At 67.2% G+C, this 17,142-nt stretch carries 14 protein-coding genes; 7 read left to right on the top strand and 7 right to left on the bottom strand.

The features are described from left to right. Positions 1-9: 9 nt before the first annotated feature. The 6 genes from FOA17_RS13615 (at position 10) to FOA17_RS13590 (ending at position 4,509) form a co-directional block, all read left to right on the top strand. A complete protein-coding gene (locus FOA17_RS13615) occupies positions 10-1,149 on the top strand; it encodes an acyl-CoA dehydrogenase family protein (RefSeq protein ID WP_149142055.1) in 1,140 nt (379 codons plus the stop codon). Beyond that, positions 1,146-2,183, top strand: coding sequence for an enoyl-CoA hydratase/isomerase family protein (locus FOA17_RS13610; protein WP_149142054.1), 1,038 nt, complete (start codon positions 1,146-1,148; stop codon positions 2,181-2,183). The genes FOA17_RS13615 and FOA17_RS13610 overlap by 4 nt, the downstream gene beginning before the upstream one ends. Positions 2,184-2,187: 4 nt before the next feature. After that, the gene (gene mmsB, locus FOA17_RS13605; protein ID WP_149142053.1) at positions 2,188-3,060 is read left to right on the top strand and encodes a 3-hydroxyisobutyrate dehydrogenase; all 873 of its coding nucleotides are present in this window, start codon (positions 2,188-2,190) and stop codon (positions 3,058-3,060) included. 30 nt (positions 3,061-3,090) lie between these two features. After that, complete coding sequence (locus FOA17_RS13600; protein ID WP_149142052.1) at positions 3,091-3,738, top strand: Crp/Fnr family transcriptional regulator; 648 nt, start codon at positions 3,091-3,093, stop codon at positions 3,736-3,738. Positions 3,739-3,812: 74 nt separating this feature from the next. Next, positions 3,813-4,019, top strand: coding sequence for a YgaP family membrane protein (locus FOA17_RS13595; protein WP_149142051.1), 207 nt, complete (start codon positions 3,813-3,815; stop codon positions 4,017-4,019). A gap of 97 nt (positions 4,020-4,116) precedes the next feature. Further along, on the top strand, positions 4,117-4,509 hold the full coding sequence (locus FOA17_RS13590) for a hypothetical protein (RefSeq protein WP_238991822.1): 393 nt from the start codon (positions 4,117-4,119) through the stop codon (positions 4,507-4,509). Positions 4,510-4,540: 31 nt separating this feature from the next. On the opposite strand, the gene uvrA is transcribed toward FOA17_RS13590, so the two are convergent. After that, positions 4,541-7,399 carry an excinuclease ABC subunit UvrA gene (gene uvrA, locus FOA17_RS13585; RefSeq protein WP_149142050.1) on the bottom strand — a complete coding sequence of 953 codons (2,859 nt, stop codon included), beginning with the start codon at positions 7,397-7,399 and terminating at the stop codon, positions 4,541-4,543. Between the two features lie 201 nt (positions 7,400-7,600). On the opposite strand from uvrA, the gene FOA17_RS13580 reads away from it, so the two are divergent. Next, positions 7,601-7,969, top strand: coding sequence for a rhodanese-like domain-containing protein (locus FOA17_RS13580; RefSeq protein ID WP_149142049.1), 369 nt, complete (start codon positions 7,601-7,603; stop codon positions 7,967-7,969). Here the strand turns inward: FOA17_RS13580 and FOA17_RS13575 are convergent, their stop codons facing one another. From FOA17_RS13575 to FOA17_RS13550, 6 genes are all read right to left on the bottom strand, one after another. Beyond that, positions 7,970-9,142, bottom strand: a complete 1,173-nt coding sequence (locus tag FOA17_RS13575; protein ID WP_149142048.1) for an MFS transporter — start codon at positions 9,140-9,142, stop codon at positions 7,970-7,972. A gap of 146 nt (positions 9,143-9,288) precedes the next feature. Beyond that, complete coding sequence (gene lpdA / locus FOA17_RS13570; protein WP_149142047.1) at positions 9,289-10,686, bottom strand: dihydrolipoyl dehydrogenase; 1,398 nt, start codon at positions 10,684-10,686, stop codon at positions 9,289-9,291. 84 nt (positions 10,687-10,770) lie between these two features. Continuing rightward, positions 10,771-11,352, bottom strand: a complete 582-nt coding sequence (locus FOA17_RS13565) for a DUF924 family protein (RefSeq protein ID WP_149142046.1) — start codon at positions 11,350-11,352, stop codon at positions 10,771-10,773. A 62-nt stretch (positions 11,353-11,414) separates the two neighbouring features. Next, complete coding sequence (locus FOA17_RS13560) at positions 11,415-12,668, bottom strand: MFS transporter (protein ID WP_149142045.1); 1,254 nt, start codon at positions 12,666-12,668, stop codon at positions 11,415-11,417. Between the two features lie 83 nt (positions 12,669-12,751). Then, positions 12,752-13,798 carry a tRNA preQ1(34) S-adenosylmethionine ribosyltransferase-isomerase QueA gene (gene queA, locus FOA17_RS13555; RefSeq protein ID WP_149142044.1) on the bottom strand — a complete coding sequence of 349 codons (1,047 nt, stop codon included), beginning with the start codon at positions 13,796-13,798 and terminating at the stop codon, positions 12,752-12,754. A gap of 2 nt (positions 13,799-13,800) precedes the next feature. Then, complete coding sequence (locus FOA17_RS13550) at positions 13,801-17,127, bottom strand: YhdP family protein (protein ID WP_238991821.1); 3,327 nt, start codon at positions 17,125-17,127, stop codon at positions 13,801-13,803. Between the last annotated feature and the right edge of the window lie 15 nt (positions 17,128-17,142).

Genomic DNA, 17,142 nt, shown 5'->3' with positions numbered 1-17,142 from the left:
AGGCTCGGGATGGATTTCGCTTTGTCCGAGGAACAGCAGGCCATTTTCGACATGGCGCATGCCTTTGGTCAGGATCACATCGCCCCCCATGCCAGGGAGTGGGAGCGCGAAGGGACGATTCCCCGCGCGCTTTGGGCCAGGGTGGCGGAACTGGGTCTGGGCGGGATCTATGTCGCCGAGGAGCATGGCGGTTCGGGGCTGAGCCGGCTGGATGCGACGCTGGTCTTCGAGGCGCTGGCCATGTCCTGCCCGGCCGTGGGTTCGTTCCTGTCGATCCACAACATGTGCGGCGGGATGATCGACAAGTTCGGATCGGAGGAGATGAAGGCGCGGCTGTTGCCCGATCTCTGTGCGATGACCAGGGTCTATTCCTATTGCCTGACCGAGCCGGGATCCGGGTCGGACGCGGCGGCGCTGAAGACGCGCGCGGTGCAGGGCAATGACGGCTGGCGGCTGACCGGGACCAAGGCCTTCATCTCGGGCGGCGGCTATTCGGATGCCTATATCGTCATGGCGCGCAGCGGCGCCGAGGGGCCGAAGGGGATTTCGGCCTTCGTGCTGGAGGACGGGGCCGAGGGTCTGTCCTTTGGCGGGCTGGAGGACAAGATGGGCTGGCGCGCGCAGCCCACGCGGCAGGTGCAGATGGATGGCTGCCTGACAGCCGCCGAAAACCTGATTGGCGCCGAGGGCAAGGGCTTTGCCTATGCCATGGCGGGGCTGGATGGCGGGCGGCTGAACATCGCGGCCAGCGCGCTTGGCGGGGCGCAGGCGGCACTGGACGCGACGCTGGGCTATATGGCCGAACGCCGCGCCTTTGGCAAAAGCCTCGATCAGTTCCAGGCACTGCAATTCCGTCTGGCCGAGATGGAAGTCAAGCTGCAATCGGCGCGCATCTTCCTGCGCCAGGCGGCCTGGAAGCTGGACAATGGCGCGACGGACGCCACGAAATTCTGCGCCATGGCCAAGCTATATGTCACCGATGCCGCCTTTGAGGTGGCCAACCAATGTCTGCAACTGCATGGCGGCTACGGCTATCTGGCCGATTACGGCATCGAGAAGATCGTGCGCGATCTGCGGGTGCATCAGATCCTGGAAGGCACCAACGAGATCATGCGCCTGATCATCGCGCGCGGCATGGTCGCGGCATGAGCGACCTTGCGATCCGCATCGAGGGGCGCGCCGGGCGGGTGACCTTTACCCGGCCGCAGGCGCTGAATGCGCTGAGCTACGAGATGTGCAGGGCGCTTGATGCAGCACTGGTGGCCTGGGCCGCAGATCCGGGGGTGGCCCTGGTGGTGATCGACGCCGAAGGCGACCGCGCCTTTTGCGCCGGCGGCGATATTGCAGAGCTTTATGCCGAGGGCACGCGCGGCAACTATGCCTATGGGCAGGCATTCTGGCGCGATGAATACCGGATGAATGCCCGGATCGGTGCCTATCCCAAGCCGGTGGTGACGCTGGTGCAGGGCTTTTGCATGGGGGGTGGTGTGGGCGTGGCCTGCCATGCCAGCCATCGCATCGTCGGCGAAAGCGCGCAGATCGCCATGCCGGAATGCGCCATCGGGCTGGTGCCGGATGTCGGCGGCTCGGCCTTGTTGCGGCATGGGCCGGGGCGGCTGGGCTGCTATCTGGGGGCAACCGGCATGCGGATGGGGCCGGCCGATGCCATTCACGCGGGCTTTGCCGATCACTTCGTCCCCGAGGCCGATTGGCCGGCATTGATCGCGGCACTGGTGGCGACCGGCGATGTGGCGGCGCTGCGGCCCGTGGTGCAGACGCCCACGCCCGGCACCCTGCCCGGCCTGCAAGCGGCGATTGACCGCCATTTCGCCAGCCCGGCGCTGGCCGAGGTCGAGACCAGCCTGGCGGCCGAGGACAGCGACTTTGCGCGCGATACGCTCAAGGCGCTGCGCCGGGGCGCGCCGCTGGCTGTCGCGGCGACGCTGGAAATGCAGGCCCGCCTGCCCGCCGATGTTGCCCTGCGCAGGGCGTTGGAAATGGAATATCGCGTGACCCATCGCGCGCAGGAAATGACCGACTTTCTGGAAGGCATCCGCGCCATGGTGATCGACAAGGATCGCAAGCCGCGCTGGCGCCATGGCTCGGGTGCCGAGGTGACGGCGGCCGAGGTCGATGCCCTGCTGGCGCCGCTGGGCGCCGAAACCCTGACCTTTACGGAGTGACAGCATGAAGATCGGATTCATCGGACTTGGCAATATGGGCGGCCCGATGGCGGCCAATCTGGCGCGGGCCGGCCATGCGGTCACGGGGTTTGACCTGACCGCCCCGATGCCCGAAGGGGTGAGCCGTGCCGCCACGGCGGCCGAGGCCGCGCAGGACGCCGAGGTGGTGATCACCATGCTGCCCAATGGCGCGATCCTGCGCGCGGTGGCGGCCGAGGTGATCCCGGCCATGACGGCGGGCGCGGTGCTGTGCGACTGTTCGACCGTCGATGTGGACAGCGCCCGCGCCGTGGCCGAGATGGCGGTGGCGGCGGGTCTGGGCGCGCTTGACGCGCCGGTCTCGGGCGGGGTGGGCGGCGCCACCAACGGCACGCTTACCTTCATGGCCGGCGGCACCGAGGCGGCCTTTGCCCGCGTCGCCCCCTTGTTCGAGATCATGGGACAAAAGGCCGTGCATTGCGGGGATTCGGGCGTCGGTCAGGCCGCCAAGATCTGCAACAACATGATCCTCGGCGTCACCATGATCGCCACCTGCGAAGCCTTTGCCCTGGCCGACAAGCTGGGCCTTGACCGGCAAAAGATGTTCGACGTGGTCTCCACCTCCTCGGGCTATAGCTGGACGATGAACGCCTATTGCCCGGCGCCGGGCGTGGGGCCGACATCGCCGGCGGATAATGGCTACAAGCCCGGTTTCGCGGCGGAACTGATGCTGAAGGATCTCGATCTCAGCCAGCAGGCGGCGGTTTCGGCCGACGCCGATACGCCGATGGGCCAGTTGGCGGCTGAGCTTTACCGCCGTTTCGTCACCGAGGAATCGGGGCGCGGCATGGATTTTTCGGCGATGCTGCCGCGCTTCGCGGCGCGCGGGCGCGGTTGACCCTGCCGTCGGGCGGGGTAGTCTCGGCCCATGTGGACCCGCAACTGCCCCCTGCCCGACCTGAGCGCCGCCGACCGTGCCGCGCTTGATGCGCTGCCGGAAATGGCGCTGCCCGCCGGGCGGCACCTGTTCCGCCAGGGCGATCGCGCCGGCGGGTTTCTGGTGGTGCTGGAGGGGCGGGTCGATGTCTTTCTGACCGGCCCCACCGGGCGCGGCATCCTGCTTTATGCGGTGGAGCCGGGGCAAAGCTGCGTGCAGACCACGCTGGGCCTGATGGGGGACGAGCCCTATTCCGGCGAGGCGGTCACCGCCTGCCCCTGCCGCGCGGTGCTGATCCCACGCGGGCAGTTCCTGCGGCTGATGGAGGACAGCGCCGATTTTCGCGGCTTTGTCTTCCGCACCTTTGGCGCCCGCATGGCCGAAATGACCCGCCTGCTGGAACGTGTCGCCTTTCAAAGCGTCGAATGCCGTCTGGCCGAGGCGCTGCTCGCGCTGGCCGAGGGCGGCACTGTCCATGCCACGCAAGAGGTGCTGGCCACGCGCATCGGATCGGCGCGCGAGGTGGTCTCGCGCCGGCTGGAGGCGCTGGCCCGGCGCGGGCTGATCGCCACCGAACGCGGTCTGGTGCGGCTGCTGGATCAGGGCGGGCTGCGCGAACTGGCGGCGGATGTGACCTGATCACAGACAGGCACCCGGCCTTGTGCCAATATTCCCCCAAGGCCAAGGGTGCCTTGACGAAAAAGGGGAAAGCCATGTTCGCAACCAATGTCGGCGGGATCGACCGCATCCTGCGTATCGTGATCGGTGCCGCACTTCTGGTCTGGTTCTTTGTCGATCAGGGGACCGGATTCTGGCATTACGCCAAGCTGATCGGCATCGTGCCGCTTTTGACGGGGCTGATGTCCACCTGCCCGCTCTATTCGATCCTGGGCATGAGCACCTGCCCGCGCAAGGCTTGAGCGCGGCTCGGCGGCCTTTCGCCGCCCGGCGATATCGCTCTGGAACCCCGCTGCGGGCTGGCGCATTGATCCGCGACGCCCGCAGATGGAGGTTCCCATGTCGGCATATCGTTTCGCCACTCTGGCCCTGATGACCATAGCCCTGGCCAGCCCCGCGCTGGCCCAGGGCAAGGGGCATGGCCATGGCAAGGAAGGCAAGCATGGCGGCCATGCCGTCATCGCGCAATCCGCCGGCCATTGCCCGCCCGGTCTGGCAAAAAAATCGCCCGCCTGCATCCCGCCGGGTCAGGCGAAGAAACATCAAGGCGGCGTGACCGTCTATCGCCCGGGCGAGGTCATCGACCGCGATTATATCGTGATCCGCGATCCCGGTCGCTACGGGCTGCCCGACGGCACCTATTACCGTGTCGGCGATTACCTCTATCGCGTGGATCGCGACACAAGGGCGGTGCTGGATCTGATCGGCGCGGTGAACACGCTGCTGAACTGACCCCGGGACTGACCCCGGTCTGGGCGGCGGATCACTCCGCCGCCACCCGCCGCGCCGCCAGCATGGGGGCAAGATAGCGCCCGGTATGGCTGGCCTCGACCTTGGCCACGTCCTCGGGCGTGCCGGTCGCCACAATCCGCCCGCCGCCATCGCCGCCCTCGGGGCCGATGTCAATGATCCAGTCGGCGGTCTTGATCACATCCAGATTGTGTTCGATCACCACCACCGTATTGCCCTGATCGACCAGTTCGTGCAGCACCTCCAGCAGCTTGCGCACATCCTCGAAATGCAGCCCCGTCGTGGGCTCATCCAGGATATAGAGCGTGCGCCCCGTGGCCCGGCGCGACAGTTCCTTGGACAGCTTGACCCGCTGCGCCTCGCCGCCTGACAGGGTGGTCGCCTGCTGGCCGACCTTGATATAGCCCAGGCCCACCTGGCACAGCGCCTCCATCTTGTCGCGGATCGCCGGGACCGCGCTGAAAAACTCGCGCGCATCTTCGCATGTCATGTCAAGCACATCGGCGATGGACTTGCCCTTGAACCTGATCTCCAGCGTCTCGCGATTGTAGCGATGCCCCTTGCAGGTCTCGCAGGTGACATAGACATCCGGCAGGAAGTGCATCTCGATCTTGATGACACCATCGCCCTGGCAGGCCTCGCAGCGGCCGCCCTTGACGTTGAAGCTGAACCGCCCGGGCTGATAGCCGCGCGCCTTGGCCTCGGGCAGACCGGCGAACCAGTCACGGATCGGCGTGAAGGCGCCGGTATAGGTGGCGGGGTTCGACCGCGGCGTGCGCCCGATCGGCCGCTGGTCGATGTCGATCACCTTGTCGAGATGTTCAAACCCCTTGATCGTCTCGCAGGGGGCGGGCGTCTCATGCGCACCATTGAGCCGCATCGCGGCGGTCTTGAACAGCGTCTCGATGGTCAGCGTCGATTTGCCCCCGCCCGAAACGCCGGTCACGCAGACGAACTTGCCCAGCGGAAACTCTGCCGTCACGGTCTTGAGGTTGTTGCCGGTCGCCTTGACCACCGTCACCTTCTTGCCATTGCCCTCGCGCCGCAGCTTCGGCACCGCTATCTCGCGCGTGCCCGACAGGTATTGGCCGGTCAGGCTGGCCGGATCGGCGGCGATTTCCGCCGGCGTGCCGCGCGCGACGATCTGGCCGCCATGCACCCCGGCACCCGGGCCGATGTCAAAGACATAATCCGCCTCGCGGATCGCGTCCTCGTCATGTTCGACCACCAGCACCGTATTGCCCTGATCGCGCAAACCCTTGAGCGTGCCGAGCAGCCGGTCATTGTCGCGCTGATGCAGCCCGATCGACGGCTCGTCCAGCACATAGAGCACGCCGGTCAGCCCCGAACCGATCTGGCTTGCCAGCCGGATGCGCTGGCTCTCGCCGCCCGAAAGCGTGCCGGCGCTGCGCGACAGCGTCAGGTAATCCAGCCCCACATTCACCAGGAAACCAAGCCGTTCGCGGATTTCCTTGAGGATGGCGCGGGCGATCTCGTTCTTCTGGTTGGTCAGATGGTCGGGCACCGTCGCGATCCAGGCATGGGCCTCGCGGATCGACATTTCCACCACCTGCCCGACATGCAGCCCGGCAATCTTGACCGCCAGCGCCTCGGGCTTCAGCCGGTAACCCTCGCAGACATGGCAGGGCCGGTTGTTCTGATAGCGCTCCATCTCCTCGCGCGACCAGGCGCTGTCGGTCTCGCGGTAGCGGCGCTCCATATTGGGGATGACGCCCTCGAAGACCCGGCTGACCTGATAGATGCGCCCGCCTTCGTCATAGCGAAAGGCGATCTCCTCGCCGCCAGAGCCGCGCAGGAACACGTCCTGCGCCTTTTCCGGCAGATCCTTCCATTTCTTTTTCTTGTCAAAGCCGTAATGCGCGGCAATCGCGTCGATGGTTTGCAGGAAATACGGGCTTTTCGATTTCGACCAGGGCGCGATGGCCCCTTGCGCCAGCGTCAGGTTCTGATCCGGCACCACCAGGCGTTCGTCAAAGAACAGCTCCACCCCCAGCCCGTCACAGGCCGGACAGGCCCCCAGCGGCGCGTTGAAGGAAAACAGCCGCGGCTCGATCTCGGGGATGGTGAAGCCCGATACCGGGCAGGCGAAATTCTCCGAAAACGTGATGCGCTTCGGCTCGCCCTCGGCGGGGGCGGTTTCCAGCACCACGATGCCGCTGGCCAGATCAAGCGCGGTGCGGAAACTGTCGGCCAGCCGCGTGGCGATATCGCCGCGCACCACGATCCGGTCCACCACCACGTCGATGTCATGACGAAACTTCTTGTCCAGCACCGGCGGGTCTTCCAGTTCGTAGAACTGGCCATCCACCTTGACCCGCTGGAACCCCTGCTTGCGCAGTTCCAGAAACTCCTTGCGATATTCGCCCTTGCGGTCGCGCACGATGGGCGCCAGCAGATAGGCCCGCGTGCCCTCCTCCATCGCCAGCACCGCATCGACCATGTCCTGCACCTGCATCGCCTCGATCGGCAGGCCGGTTGCGGGGCTGTAGGGCGTGCCGACCCGCGCGAACAACAGGCGCAGGTAATCGTAAATCTCGGTCACGGTGCCCACGGTCGAACGCGGGTTCTTCGAGGTGGTCTTCTGCTCGATCGAGATCGCGGGGCTGAGCCCGCTGATGTGATCGACATCCGGCTTGCCGGCCATGTCGAGGAACTGCCGCGCATAGGCCGACAGGCTTTCGACATAGCGGCGCTGCCCCTCGGCATAGATCGTGTCAAAGGCGAGGCTCGACTTCCCCGACCCCGACAGGCCGGTGATCACCACGAACTGATCGCGCGGAATATCCAGATCGACGCCCTTGAGATTATGCTCCCGCGCGCCGCGCACCTCGATGAACTTCTGCTCCGCCATGGCACCCTCATCTTTCGACGGACCAGATTTAGGGCATCTTGCCCGAGTCTCCAATTGCAAAACATGAACATTCGGTGAACTTTCTGGCGATTTGGCAGCAAGGCGCCGAAATTTTCGCCCACCTGCCCGACGGCCCCGCATCCCCCCTTGTCAAAAGCTTACATTCACCAATATGAATATATATCCAGCCAAGAGGTTCCCATGTTCAACTTCCTCAAACCCGCCGGCCCGCGCCCGCAATCCATCAGCCCGGCCGAGGCGGTCAGCCGTGCCGGCAAGGGTGAAATCCTGCTCATCGACGTGCGCGACATCTCGGAGCTGAAATCCAGCGGCAAGGCCAAGGGCGCGCTGCATGTGCCGATGATGGTCTTTCAGCAGAAGATGACACCCGGCAATGGCGAACTGCCCCAGGGTGTCACGACCGACACGCCGCTCTGCCTCTATTGCGCCGCTGGTGGCCGCGCCGGCATGGCGGCCGAGGCGGCGCTGAAGATGGGCTACACCACGGTCTACAATCTCGGCAATCTGGCGCAATGGCAGGCCGGCGGCGGCGCGGTCGAAAAGGTCTGATCAGCCCGGCCGCCGGCGGCGCGCCTGCCACAGATGCAGCACGATGCCAAGCGCGGCAAAGACCGTGACGAAAACCGGCACCACCCCCGCCCCATGGGCCGCAATCAGCGCGCCCAGCAGGGGCGTGCCCAGGGTGGTGCCCAGATTGCCCAGCTGCGCAATCGCCCCCGCCGCCTGCGCCCGGTCCGCCCCTGACGCATTCAGCGCCGGGATCGCCGCGAAACTCGCGCCCTGCACCAGGCCAAGCGCCCCGCCAATCGCCAGGCTCGCCGCCAGTTGCGGCCCGAAATGCCCCCAGCCAAGCGCCAGCCCGGCCGAGGCGAGGATGGCCAGCCCAAAGCCCAGCATCACCACCCGCACCGCCCCCAGCCGCCCCAGCAGCCACACCCCCAGCGTCAGCGACACCAGGATCGACACCAGCGGCAAGAGGCTGGCCAGCAGGGGCTGCATCCGCGCGCCCGACAGCGGCGGCAGCAGCGTCAGCAAGGCCACATAGGTCATCGTGTAACAGACAAAGCCCATGGCCGGCGCCGCGATCCGCGCCGAGGCATAGATCGCGCCATGCCCGCGCAAGACCGGCCAGAACGCAATCCGCCCGCGCCGTGCCGGCCCATCCGGCGGCAAGACCCGTGCCAGGATCACCGCGAACCCCGCCATCCAGCCCGCATGCGCCAGCAACAGCGCCCCCGGCCCCGCCAGCGCCACCAGCGGCCGCCCGACCAGCGCCAGCACCGTATAGGTCACCGCAAAAAACGTAGACCACAGCGTCATCGCCAGCCCCTGCCGCGCCGGTGGCGCGCTTTGGGCAATCAGCACCGGGGCGGCCACCACGATGACCAGATGCGCGAACCCCTCCGCCACCCGCAGCGCCAGCATCACCGGCAACGGCGGAAACAGCGCCTCGACCAGCGACAGCAGCGCGCCTGCGACCAGCGCCGCCACCAGCACCCGCCGCCAGCCCATTCCCGCCAGCAAGAGCCCCGCCGTGCTGCCGAAGATCAGCCCCGGAAACCCCACCACCGACACGAAAAGCCCAAGCGCCAGCGGCCCCGCGCCGGGATAAATCCCCGCCGCCAGATCGAAGATCACCGAGATCTTGCCGAATTGCGCCGCCGCACCCAGACCCGCGCCCCAAAGCGCCAGCACCACGACCAAGGATGACACCCGTTCCATGCCTCAACCCTAACGCCCGGCCCGGCAGAGTCCGCGCCATTTGCGACAGACCGCCCGTCTCTTTCTCCAAATGTCCTCGGGGTGACTGTGCGCAGCAAAAAGGGGGCGCGAAGGCCCCCTTTCCGTCGTCTCATCCTGTCACACGCTCAGATATGCAGCGCGCGGCCATAGGCATCCAGCACCGCCTCGTGCATCATCTCGCTCAGCGTCGGATGCGGGAAGACGGTGTTCATCAGGTCTTCCTCGGTGGTCTCCAGGCTGCGGCCCACCACATAGCCCTGGATCAGCTCCGTCACCTCGGCGCCCACCATATGCGCGCCCAGCAATTCGCCGGTCTTGGCGTCGAAGACGGTCTTGATCATGCCCTCCGGCTCGCCAAGCGCAATCGCCTTGCCATTGCCGATAAAGGGGAAGCGGCCCACTTTCACCGCATAGCCAGCTTCCTTGGCCTTGGCCTCGGTCAGGCCGACACTGGCGACCTGCGGGTGGCAATAGGTGCAGCCGGCAATCGAGTTCGGCTTGATCGCATGCGGATGCAGACCGGCGATCAGTTCCGCCACCATCACGCCTTCATGGCTGGCCTTATGCGCGAGCCAGGGCGCGCCGGCGATATCGCCGATGGCATAGAGCCCCTCGACCCCGGTGCGGCAATATTCATCCGTCACCACATGGGTGCGGTCGATCTTGACGCCAAGCGCCTCCAGCCCGAGGTTTTCGACATTGCCGACAATGCCGACCGCCGAAATCACCGTGTCGAACTCGGCCGTGGTGGTGCCCTTGGCATCTTCCAGATGCGCGGTCACGCCGGTCCCGGGCTTGCGGTCCAGCTTTTTCACCGTGGTCTTTTCGAGGATCTTCATCCCCTGTTTCACGAAGGCCTTCTTCGCAAAGGCGCTGATCTCGGCATCTTCCACCGGCAGGACGCGGTCCATCACCTCGCAGACGGTGACATCGGCGCCCAGCGTGTTGAAGAAGCTGGCGAATTCGATGCCGATCGCGCCCGAACCGATGACCAGCAGCTTTTTCGGCATCCGCTTGGGTTGCAGCGCGTGCTTGTAGGTCCAGACCAGATCGCCATCGGCTTCCAGCCCCGGCAATTCGCGGGCGCGCGCGCCGGTCGCCAGGATGATCGCCGGCGCGGTCAGTTCCTCCACGCCCTTGTCGGTGGTGACCGTGACCTTGCCCTTGGCGGGCAGCGTCGCCGCGCCCATGAAGACGGTGACCTTGTTCTTCTTCATCAGATGGCCGATGCCACCCGAAAGCTGTTTCGCCACGCCGCGCGACCGGGCGACCACGGCATCGAGGTCATAGCCGATGCCATCGGCCTTCAGGCCGAAATCCTTGGCGCGGTGCATCAGGTGGAACACCTCGGCCGAGCGCAGCAACGCCTTGGTGGGGATACAGCCCCAGTTGAGACAGATGCCGCCCAGATGTTCCCGTTCGACGATGGCGACGGATTTCCCCAGTTGCGCGGCCCGGATCGCCGCGACATAGCCCCCGGGGCCCGCACCGATCACGATCACATCAAATGTCTTGGCAGCCATATTTCCCCTCCTCTGGAAAAGTAGTTTGCCATTAAACTATCAAATATGCGCGAGCAATGCGGCTCAGCGCATACCCCCATGCGCCTATTGCATGGCTTCGCTCCGCAACTGGTTCACCATTGAACCATATCCACCCCCTGCCAGAAACGCTGCCTCCTCTGCCGTGGACTCGCGGCCAAGGGCGGCGTTGCGAAAGGGAAAGCGGCCAAAGCGGGCGATGATCGCCTGATGCGCCCGGGCATGCAGCGCACTGTCGGGGCTGCCCGGCATGCGTTCGCTCATCAGCGTGACCGCCAGCGCCTGATCCTCGGGGTCTTCGCTATGCTCAAAGGGCAGGTAAAAGAATTGCCGCTCCGGCTCCGGCGCCTCCAGATCCCAGCCGGCCGCCACGGCCTTGCGCGCGGTGGCGCGCGCCAGCGGGTCGGTGGCAAAGGCCTGCGCGGTGCCGCGCCACATGTTGCGGGGGAACTGGTCGCACAGCACGATCAGCGCCAGGGAACCCGCCGGCCCCTCGGCCCAGTGATCCAGCCCGCCTTCGGCCGCCGCTTGCCAGAGATCGGCCCAGATCAGCCGGATCTCGGCATCCAGTTCCTCGCCCCCGGCATACCAGCCCTCGGGGCCGATGGCCCCCAGCCAGTAATCCAGCACCTCGACCGGATCGGACATCTGCGCCTCCCTGCCCTGTTATCGCAAACGTGGCAGGGTTTGCGCCGCATCGCAAGCCGCGATCAGCTTTCGCCCTCGGGCAGTTGCGGCGCGCCGGTATCGGCCTCTTCCATCACCGCGCCCACGGCCAGGGCCGAGGCGGTCGGCGCCACGGTCGCGAAATTGCCGGTGACCCCCGGCGCCGCACGCCGTGTCATGCGCCAGCCGGCATAGGCGGCAAGCCCGATGAAATTCAGCGCGATGAAGGCGAAAAACCCGTGCGGGCCGATCATCTCCATCACCCAGCCGGTCGCCAGCGGGCCAAAGATCGCCCCCAACCCGTTGAGGAACAAGAGCCCCGACGAGGCCGCCGCCATATCCTCCTTGGTCAGGAAGTCGTTGGTATAAGCGATCAGCAGCGAATAAAGCGGGTTGGTGATGCCGCCCAGCACCATCGCCACCCCCAGAAGCGCCCAGAACGGCAGTTCCCCCGCGCTGGCCACCACCATGACGATGCCGGCAAAGGCCGACAGCCACAGGATCAGCCCGCGCCGGTCGCGCCGGTCGGACAGCCAGCCGATCGGATATTGCAAGAGCAGCCCGCCCACATACATCGCGCCGACCCAGATCGAGATTTCCTTGACCGAAAGCCCCGATTTCGATCCCCAGACCGCCGACATGCCGAACATGGCCGAAAAGATGCCGCCGGTCATCAGCATCCCCACGCAGCCCAGGGGCGACAGCTTCCACAGCGCGGGAAAGCTCAGCCGCCGGCTGGTCTCGAAGGTGGGCGCCGGGGTATTGGCCAGCAGGATCGGCATGAAGGCCAGGCTCACCAGCACCGAGGGGATCACGAACAGGGTAAAGCTGGCCGGACTCGCCACGTTCAGCAGCACCTGCGACGAGATGATGCCGATCATCTGCACGATCATATAGGCCGAAAGCGCCTGGCCCCGGGTCTCGTTGGTGGCGGTGTTGTTCAGCCAGCTTTCGGCGGTGATGTAGACGCCGCAGAAGCTGAACCCGATCAGCACGCGCAGCGCCGACCAGACGATCCAGTCGGGCGCGACCGGATAGACCACCAGTACCGCCGAGATCATCGAGCCAAGCGCCGAGAACACCCGCACATGCCCCACCCCCCGGATCAGCCCCGGCACCACCAGCGACCCCACCAGAAAGCCCGCGAAATACGAGGACATGACGACCGAAAGCTCAAAGGTCTTGAACCCCTCGATCGTGCCGCGAATCCCCAGCAGGCTGCCCTGCATGCCGTTGCCGACCATCAGCAGCATCACCCCCAGAAGCAGGGGCCAGGAGGTGGATATGACCTTGAGCATTCGCGAACTCCGTCGTCTTGCGGACAGTCTAGCAGCAGATCGCGGCGGCGGGGGCGCAAATGCGACCGGATGCCGCCGCAGGATCAGGGGATCAGCAGCGATGCGTCGCCATACGAGAAAAAGCGATAGCCCTGCGCGATGGCGTGATCATAGACCCGCAGCATCCGCTCGCGCCCCATCAGCGCCGAAACCAACATCAGAAGCGTGGATTTCGGCAGGTGGAAATTGGTCATCAGCGCATCGGTGACCTGAAAGCGGAAACCGGGATAGATGAAGATATCGGTGGTGCCGCGCCAGGGCTCCAGCCGGCCGTCGCGCGCAGCACTTTCGATCAGCCGCAGCGCCGTGGTGCCGACGGGGATCACCCGCCCCCCCGCCGCGCGGGTGGCGTTGATCGCCGTCGCCGCCTCGTCCGTCACCTCGCCCCATTCGGCATGCATCCGGTGGGTGGTCACATCCTCGACCTTGACCGGCAGAAAGGTGCCGGCGCCCACATGCAGCGTGACTTCGGTGAAGGTCACGCCCCGGTCGCGCAGCGCGGCCAGCAGGGCTGCGTCGAAATGCAGGCTGGCAGTCGGCGCCGCCACCGCGCCGGAATGGCGGGCAAAGACGGTCTGGTAATCGTCGCGGTCCTGCGCGTCGGGCGCGCGTTTGGCCGCGATATAGGGCGGAAGCGGCATCTGCCCGGCCTCGGCCAGGGCCTGATCGAAATCCGGCCCCGTCAGGTTGAAGCGCAGCGCCAGATCGGTTTCGCCCTTGCGGGTCACCTCTGCCGAAAGCTGATCCGAGAACACCACCACCTCGCCCGGCTCCAGCTTGCGCAGCGGCTTGGCCAGCGCGCGCCAGCTTCCGTCGGCGGCGGGTTCCAGCAGCGTGATCTCCACCCTGGCCGAAACCCGGCCCTGCGCGCTGTCGCGAAAGCGCTGCCCGGTCAGGCGGGCGGGAATGACCCGCGTATTGTTCAGCACCAGCCGGTCGCCGGGGCGCAATTCCGTCAACAGGTCGGTGACGACCCGGTCGCGGATCGCCGCCCCTTCGGCCACCAGCAGCCGCGCCGAACTGCGCGGTTTGGCGGGCCGGGTCGCGATCAGCGTCTCGGGCAGGTGAAAATCGAAATCCGAAAGCTGCATCGCTACTCCTGCAAGCGCGGCACCGGGCGGCGAAAGATCTCGCGGAACATCCCCGGCGTCAGGATCGACAGCGGGTTGACCGAGATCGCCGGCCGGTCCGAGGTGCCGCCGATCCGGTAGTTGAAGCCAAACAGCCCCTCGCCCCGGCGGGTCAGCGCCGCGCCGATGCCATTCAGCAGATAGACGGGGGAAATCACGCCCTGCAAATCAATCCGTTTCGTTCGCGCGTCATAGGTGCCCGCCATGGAGACGCCCATCGACAGGCCCACGGCGGCGCCCCTTTGCACCTCGACCCCGGCGGGCGTCAAGCGGAACTGCGCGTCGCCTTCGGAAAACACCAGCCCGTCGGCGCCCAGTTGCTCCAGCAAACCGACAACCGAAATGGCCGAAAGCAGCTCGGCCAGCACCGGGGCATTGCGCACGCGAAAGGCACTGGCCCGCGCGGTGCCGGCATATTGGCCCTTGGGCCCCAGCGGCAGCAATTGCAGATCCAGCCTGCCGCCCTGCGCCTTGGTAAAGATGCCGGCCGCCGCCAGCACGCCCCCCGCATCGTCCGAGGTGACGCGGATCGCCGTGCCGCCCTTGCCGGGCACCAGCGTGCCCTTGACCGGCGCGGTGCCGTTCAGCCGGGCACCGAAACTGCCGTTGAAGCCGCCGCGCGGGCTGAAATCGCCCGCCAGCCCCCAAAGGCCGATGCTGTCGGTGACCTGCACCCGGTCCAGCCGCGCGCGGATCGGCGTGTCGCCGCCGCCGCGCCCGCCACTGCCGCCCATGCCATCGGGCATCCGCCGCAGATCAAGCCGCCCGCCCTGCACATCCACCCCGACCGACCGGCCCTTGCCCCGCCCGAGCAGCGCGACCGGCCCCTCGAACCAGTCGCCGATGCGCGCGCGCGACAGGCTCACGCGGTCCAGCCCGCCATCGCCGCGCAGCGCCACCTTGCCCTCGGCCAGCAGGCCCGGCGCCTCCAGCCGCAGCTTTTCCACCGAAACGGGCTTGCCCAGCGTCGCCGCCAGATCCAGCCGCCCGCCCCGGCCCGCGCCCTTGGCAAAGGCGATTTCGGGCAGGCGCAGCTCGACCCCCTTGAGATCGCTCGTCAGCCGCAGCCGGGGCGCGCCCCCCTTGGGCAGGTCGATCTCGATCTGCCCGCTGCCCTTGCCCGCCAGCGCGCCCTTGGGCAGGCCGATATCGAACTCCTCGATCAGCCGGGGCGAGATCTCCACCCGGCCGCTGACGCGCGAGCCAGAGGTTTCCTTGCCGAAGGGCAGTGTATAGGTGGCGTCAAACGGCACCGCGCCGATCATGCCCGGCCCCGAGATCTCCAGCCCCTGTGGCGTGGCCAGCAGGTCCAGCCGATCCGCCGCCAGCTTGCGCCCCGGCACCAGCACCGAGGACCGCACATCGCGCAACACGCCTTCGATGCGATAGCTCACATCGCGGGGCGTCACCTTCTGCACCAGCGGCAGGCGCAGCACCGCCGAAACCTCGGCCCGCCCCTCGCCAAGCGCCACCGGCCGCCCGGCCTTGGTCAGAAAGTTGAAGGGCTTTTCATCCAGCAGCGACAAGGCCGCCGTCAGGCTGGACCGGGTCTTGAGCCGGATCTCCGATTGGGCGGGCTTTTGCAGGATGTCCAGCACCGAAAACACCGACCCCGCCATGTCGATCTCGCCGCCCTCGGGCGGTGTCACCTGGCCGGCATCCAGCACCATCGTATAGCTGTTGCCCTCGATCGTGGCATAGCCGCTGCCACTCTGGATCGGGGGCAGGGTCTTGAGGAACCGCACATCGCCGTCGCGGAAATTGTAGCCCAGCGAAAAGCGCGGCTCCTGCCCCTGTTCCAGCCGCAGCGCGACCTTCACATCCTGAAGCAGCCCCTCATAGACATTCTCGACCAGCCAGGCCCGGGTCTTGGGCACCGCCGAAACCGGCCAAAGGGCCAGCAGCCGGTCATGCGGGATGGCATCGAGCGCGATATCCGCCGCCAGCCGCCAGCCCTGCGCATCGGCCGTGGCATGACCCGAGCCCACGATCCGCCGTCCGTCGGCCTGAAGCGCGAATTGCCCGAGATCGAGCCGGAACGGATCGAGCCGCAGCCGCAGGTCGATGGCGCCCTGCGGAAAGGTCACGGGTTCGGTGAACAACCCCTCCGGGTCCACCTTCAACTCCTGCAAGGCGATCTGCGCGACAAAGGCATCGGGCCGCCCCTGCGCCACGCCCGGCGCATCGACATGGCCCGTCGCCGCCAGCCTCAGGGTGCGGCTTTGCACATCCAGCCGGGTCAGATGGATCCGTTCCGCCGCGGGGTCGTAACGCAGGCCCAGTGTCGCGGCATCAAACCCCACCGGCCGCGCCTCGGGGCTGGGTTGCAGCGCGCCGGCGGCCAGGCTCAGCTCGCCCTCCATCACCACCACCCGGCCATCGGGGGCCAGCCCGGTGACCAGCCGCCCGGAAATCGGTGCATCCAGGGCCGACAGAAAGCCCAGAACCGGCGCCTGCGCGGCGATATCGCGCGCCTGCACGCCCTCGACCACGGCGCGCAGCCGGGCGCCCGAACTGTCCTTGCGGGTCGCCACCGACAACAGCGCCTGCGCGGCCTCGGTCCCGGGGCTGGACAGCGTCATGGTCAGTTGCGCGCGCACCTCGTCGGGCTGGTTCAGAAGCGTCAGCCGCCCGTCGCCCACCGTCCAGACCCGGCCCGCGCGCGCATCCTCCAGCCGCAGGCTCAGCGCCTCGGCGGTCACCTCGTCCAGTTCGGCCAGCGCGGGCTGCGCAAAGGCCGCGTCGATCCGGTCCAGCAGATCGGGAAAGGCGCCCAGATCGCGCATCGGCGCGCCCCCGCCCAGATCGAGGTCAAAGCGCCCCTCGGCATCGCGCCGCAGCCGCAGCGCGGCCCCCGACAGCACCACCGAGGACGGGCGCAGCGCGCCGCGCATCAGGCTGGCCGGGTCAAAGGCCACCCGCGCTTCGGGCAGGCGCAACAGCGCCGCACCGCCGCGCCGCGCCACGCTCAGATCCTCCAGCCTCAGGCGGGGCACCCAGTCGCGGTCTACCATCACCTCGATCGTGCCGATCGACACCGCAAGATCGCGGTTGGGCAGGCGCGCATTCATCCGCGCCTCGGCCTCGGCCACCATCCAGACCGGCAGGCGCAAGGGCTTGCCGGTCAGCGCCAGCATCCCGATCCCGCCCGCCAGCACGATCAGCATCAGCGAGGCCAGCAACCACAGCGAAAACCGCGCGCGGCGGCGCATCCGGCGGCGCGGGCGCGCGGCCCCGTCCCCGGTTGCGGGCGGCTGTGCCGCACTGACCTGCTGCTCCGTCTCTGGCATGATCCGACCCGACGC

The sequence above is a fragment of the Gemmobacter caeruleus genome (assembly GCF_008271655.1).
Lineage (GTDB): Bacteria > Pseudomonadota > Alphaproteobacteria > Rhodobacterales > Rhodobacteraceae > Gemmobacter > Gemmobacter caeruleus.
Note: the sequence above shows the minus strand (reverse complement) of the source record. Positions and strands in the feature narration are given on the sequence as shown.

Bases quoted from the DNA above. Each gene is read 5' to 3' on its own strand.
- FOA17_RS13615 (WP_149142055.1), top strand. From the start codon at position 10: ATGGATTTCGCTTTGTCCGAGGAACAGCAGGCCATTTTCGACATGGCG.
- FOA17_RS13610 (WP_149142054.1), top strand. From the start codon at position 1,146: ATGAGCGACCTTGCGATCCGCATCGAGGGGCGCGCCGGGCGGGTGACC.
- mmsB (WP_149142053.1), top strand. From the start codon at position 2,188: ATGAAGATCGGATTCATCGGACTTGGCAATATGGGCGGCCCGATGGCG.
- FOA17_RS13600 (WP_149142052.1), top strand. From the start codon at position 3,091: ATGTGGACCCGCAACTGCCCCCTGCCCGACCTGAGCGCCGCCGACCGT.
- FOA17_RS13595 (WP_149142051.1), top strand. From the start codon at position 3,813: ATGTTCGCAACCAATGTCGGCGGGATCGACCGCATCCTGCGTATCGTG.
- FOA17_RS13590 (WP_238991822.1), top strand. From the start codon at position 4,117: ATGTCGGCATATCGTTTCGCCACTCTGGCCCTGATGACCATAGCCCTG.
- uvrA (WP_149142050.1), bottom strand. From the start codon at position 7,399: ATGGCGGAGCAGAAGTTCATCGAGGTGCGCGGCGCGCGGGAGCATAAT.
- FOA17_RS13580 (WP_149142049.1), top strand. From the start codon at position 7,601: ATGTTCAACTTCCTCAAACCCGCCGGCCCGCGCCCGCAATCCATCAGC.
- FOA17_RS13575 (WP_149142048.1), bottom strand. From the start codon at position 9,142: ATGGAACGGGTGTCATCCTTGGTCGTGGTGCTGGCGCTTTGGGGCGCG.
- lpdA (WP_149142047.1), bottom strand. From the start codon at position 10,686: ATGGCTGCCAAGACATTTGATGTGATCGTGATCGGTGCGGGCCCCGGG.
- FOA17_RS13565 (WP_149142046.1), bottom strand. From the start codon at position 11,352: ATGTCCGATCCGGTCGAGGTGCTGGATTACTGGCTGGGGGCCATCGGC.
- FOA17_RS13560 (WP_149142045.1), bottom strand. From the start codon at position 12,668: ATGCTCAAGGTCATATCCACCTCCTGGCCCCTGCTTCTGGGGGTGATG.
- queA (WP_149142044.1), bottom strand. From the start codon at position 13,798: ATGCAGCTTTCGGATTTCGATTTTCACCTGCCCGAGACGCTGATCGCG.
- FOA17_RS13550 (WP_238991821.1), bottom strand. From the start codon at position 17,127: ATGCCAGAGACGGAGCAGCAGGTCAGTGCGGCACAGCCGCCCGCAACC.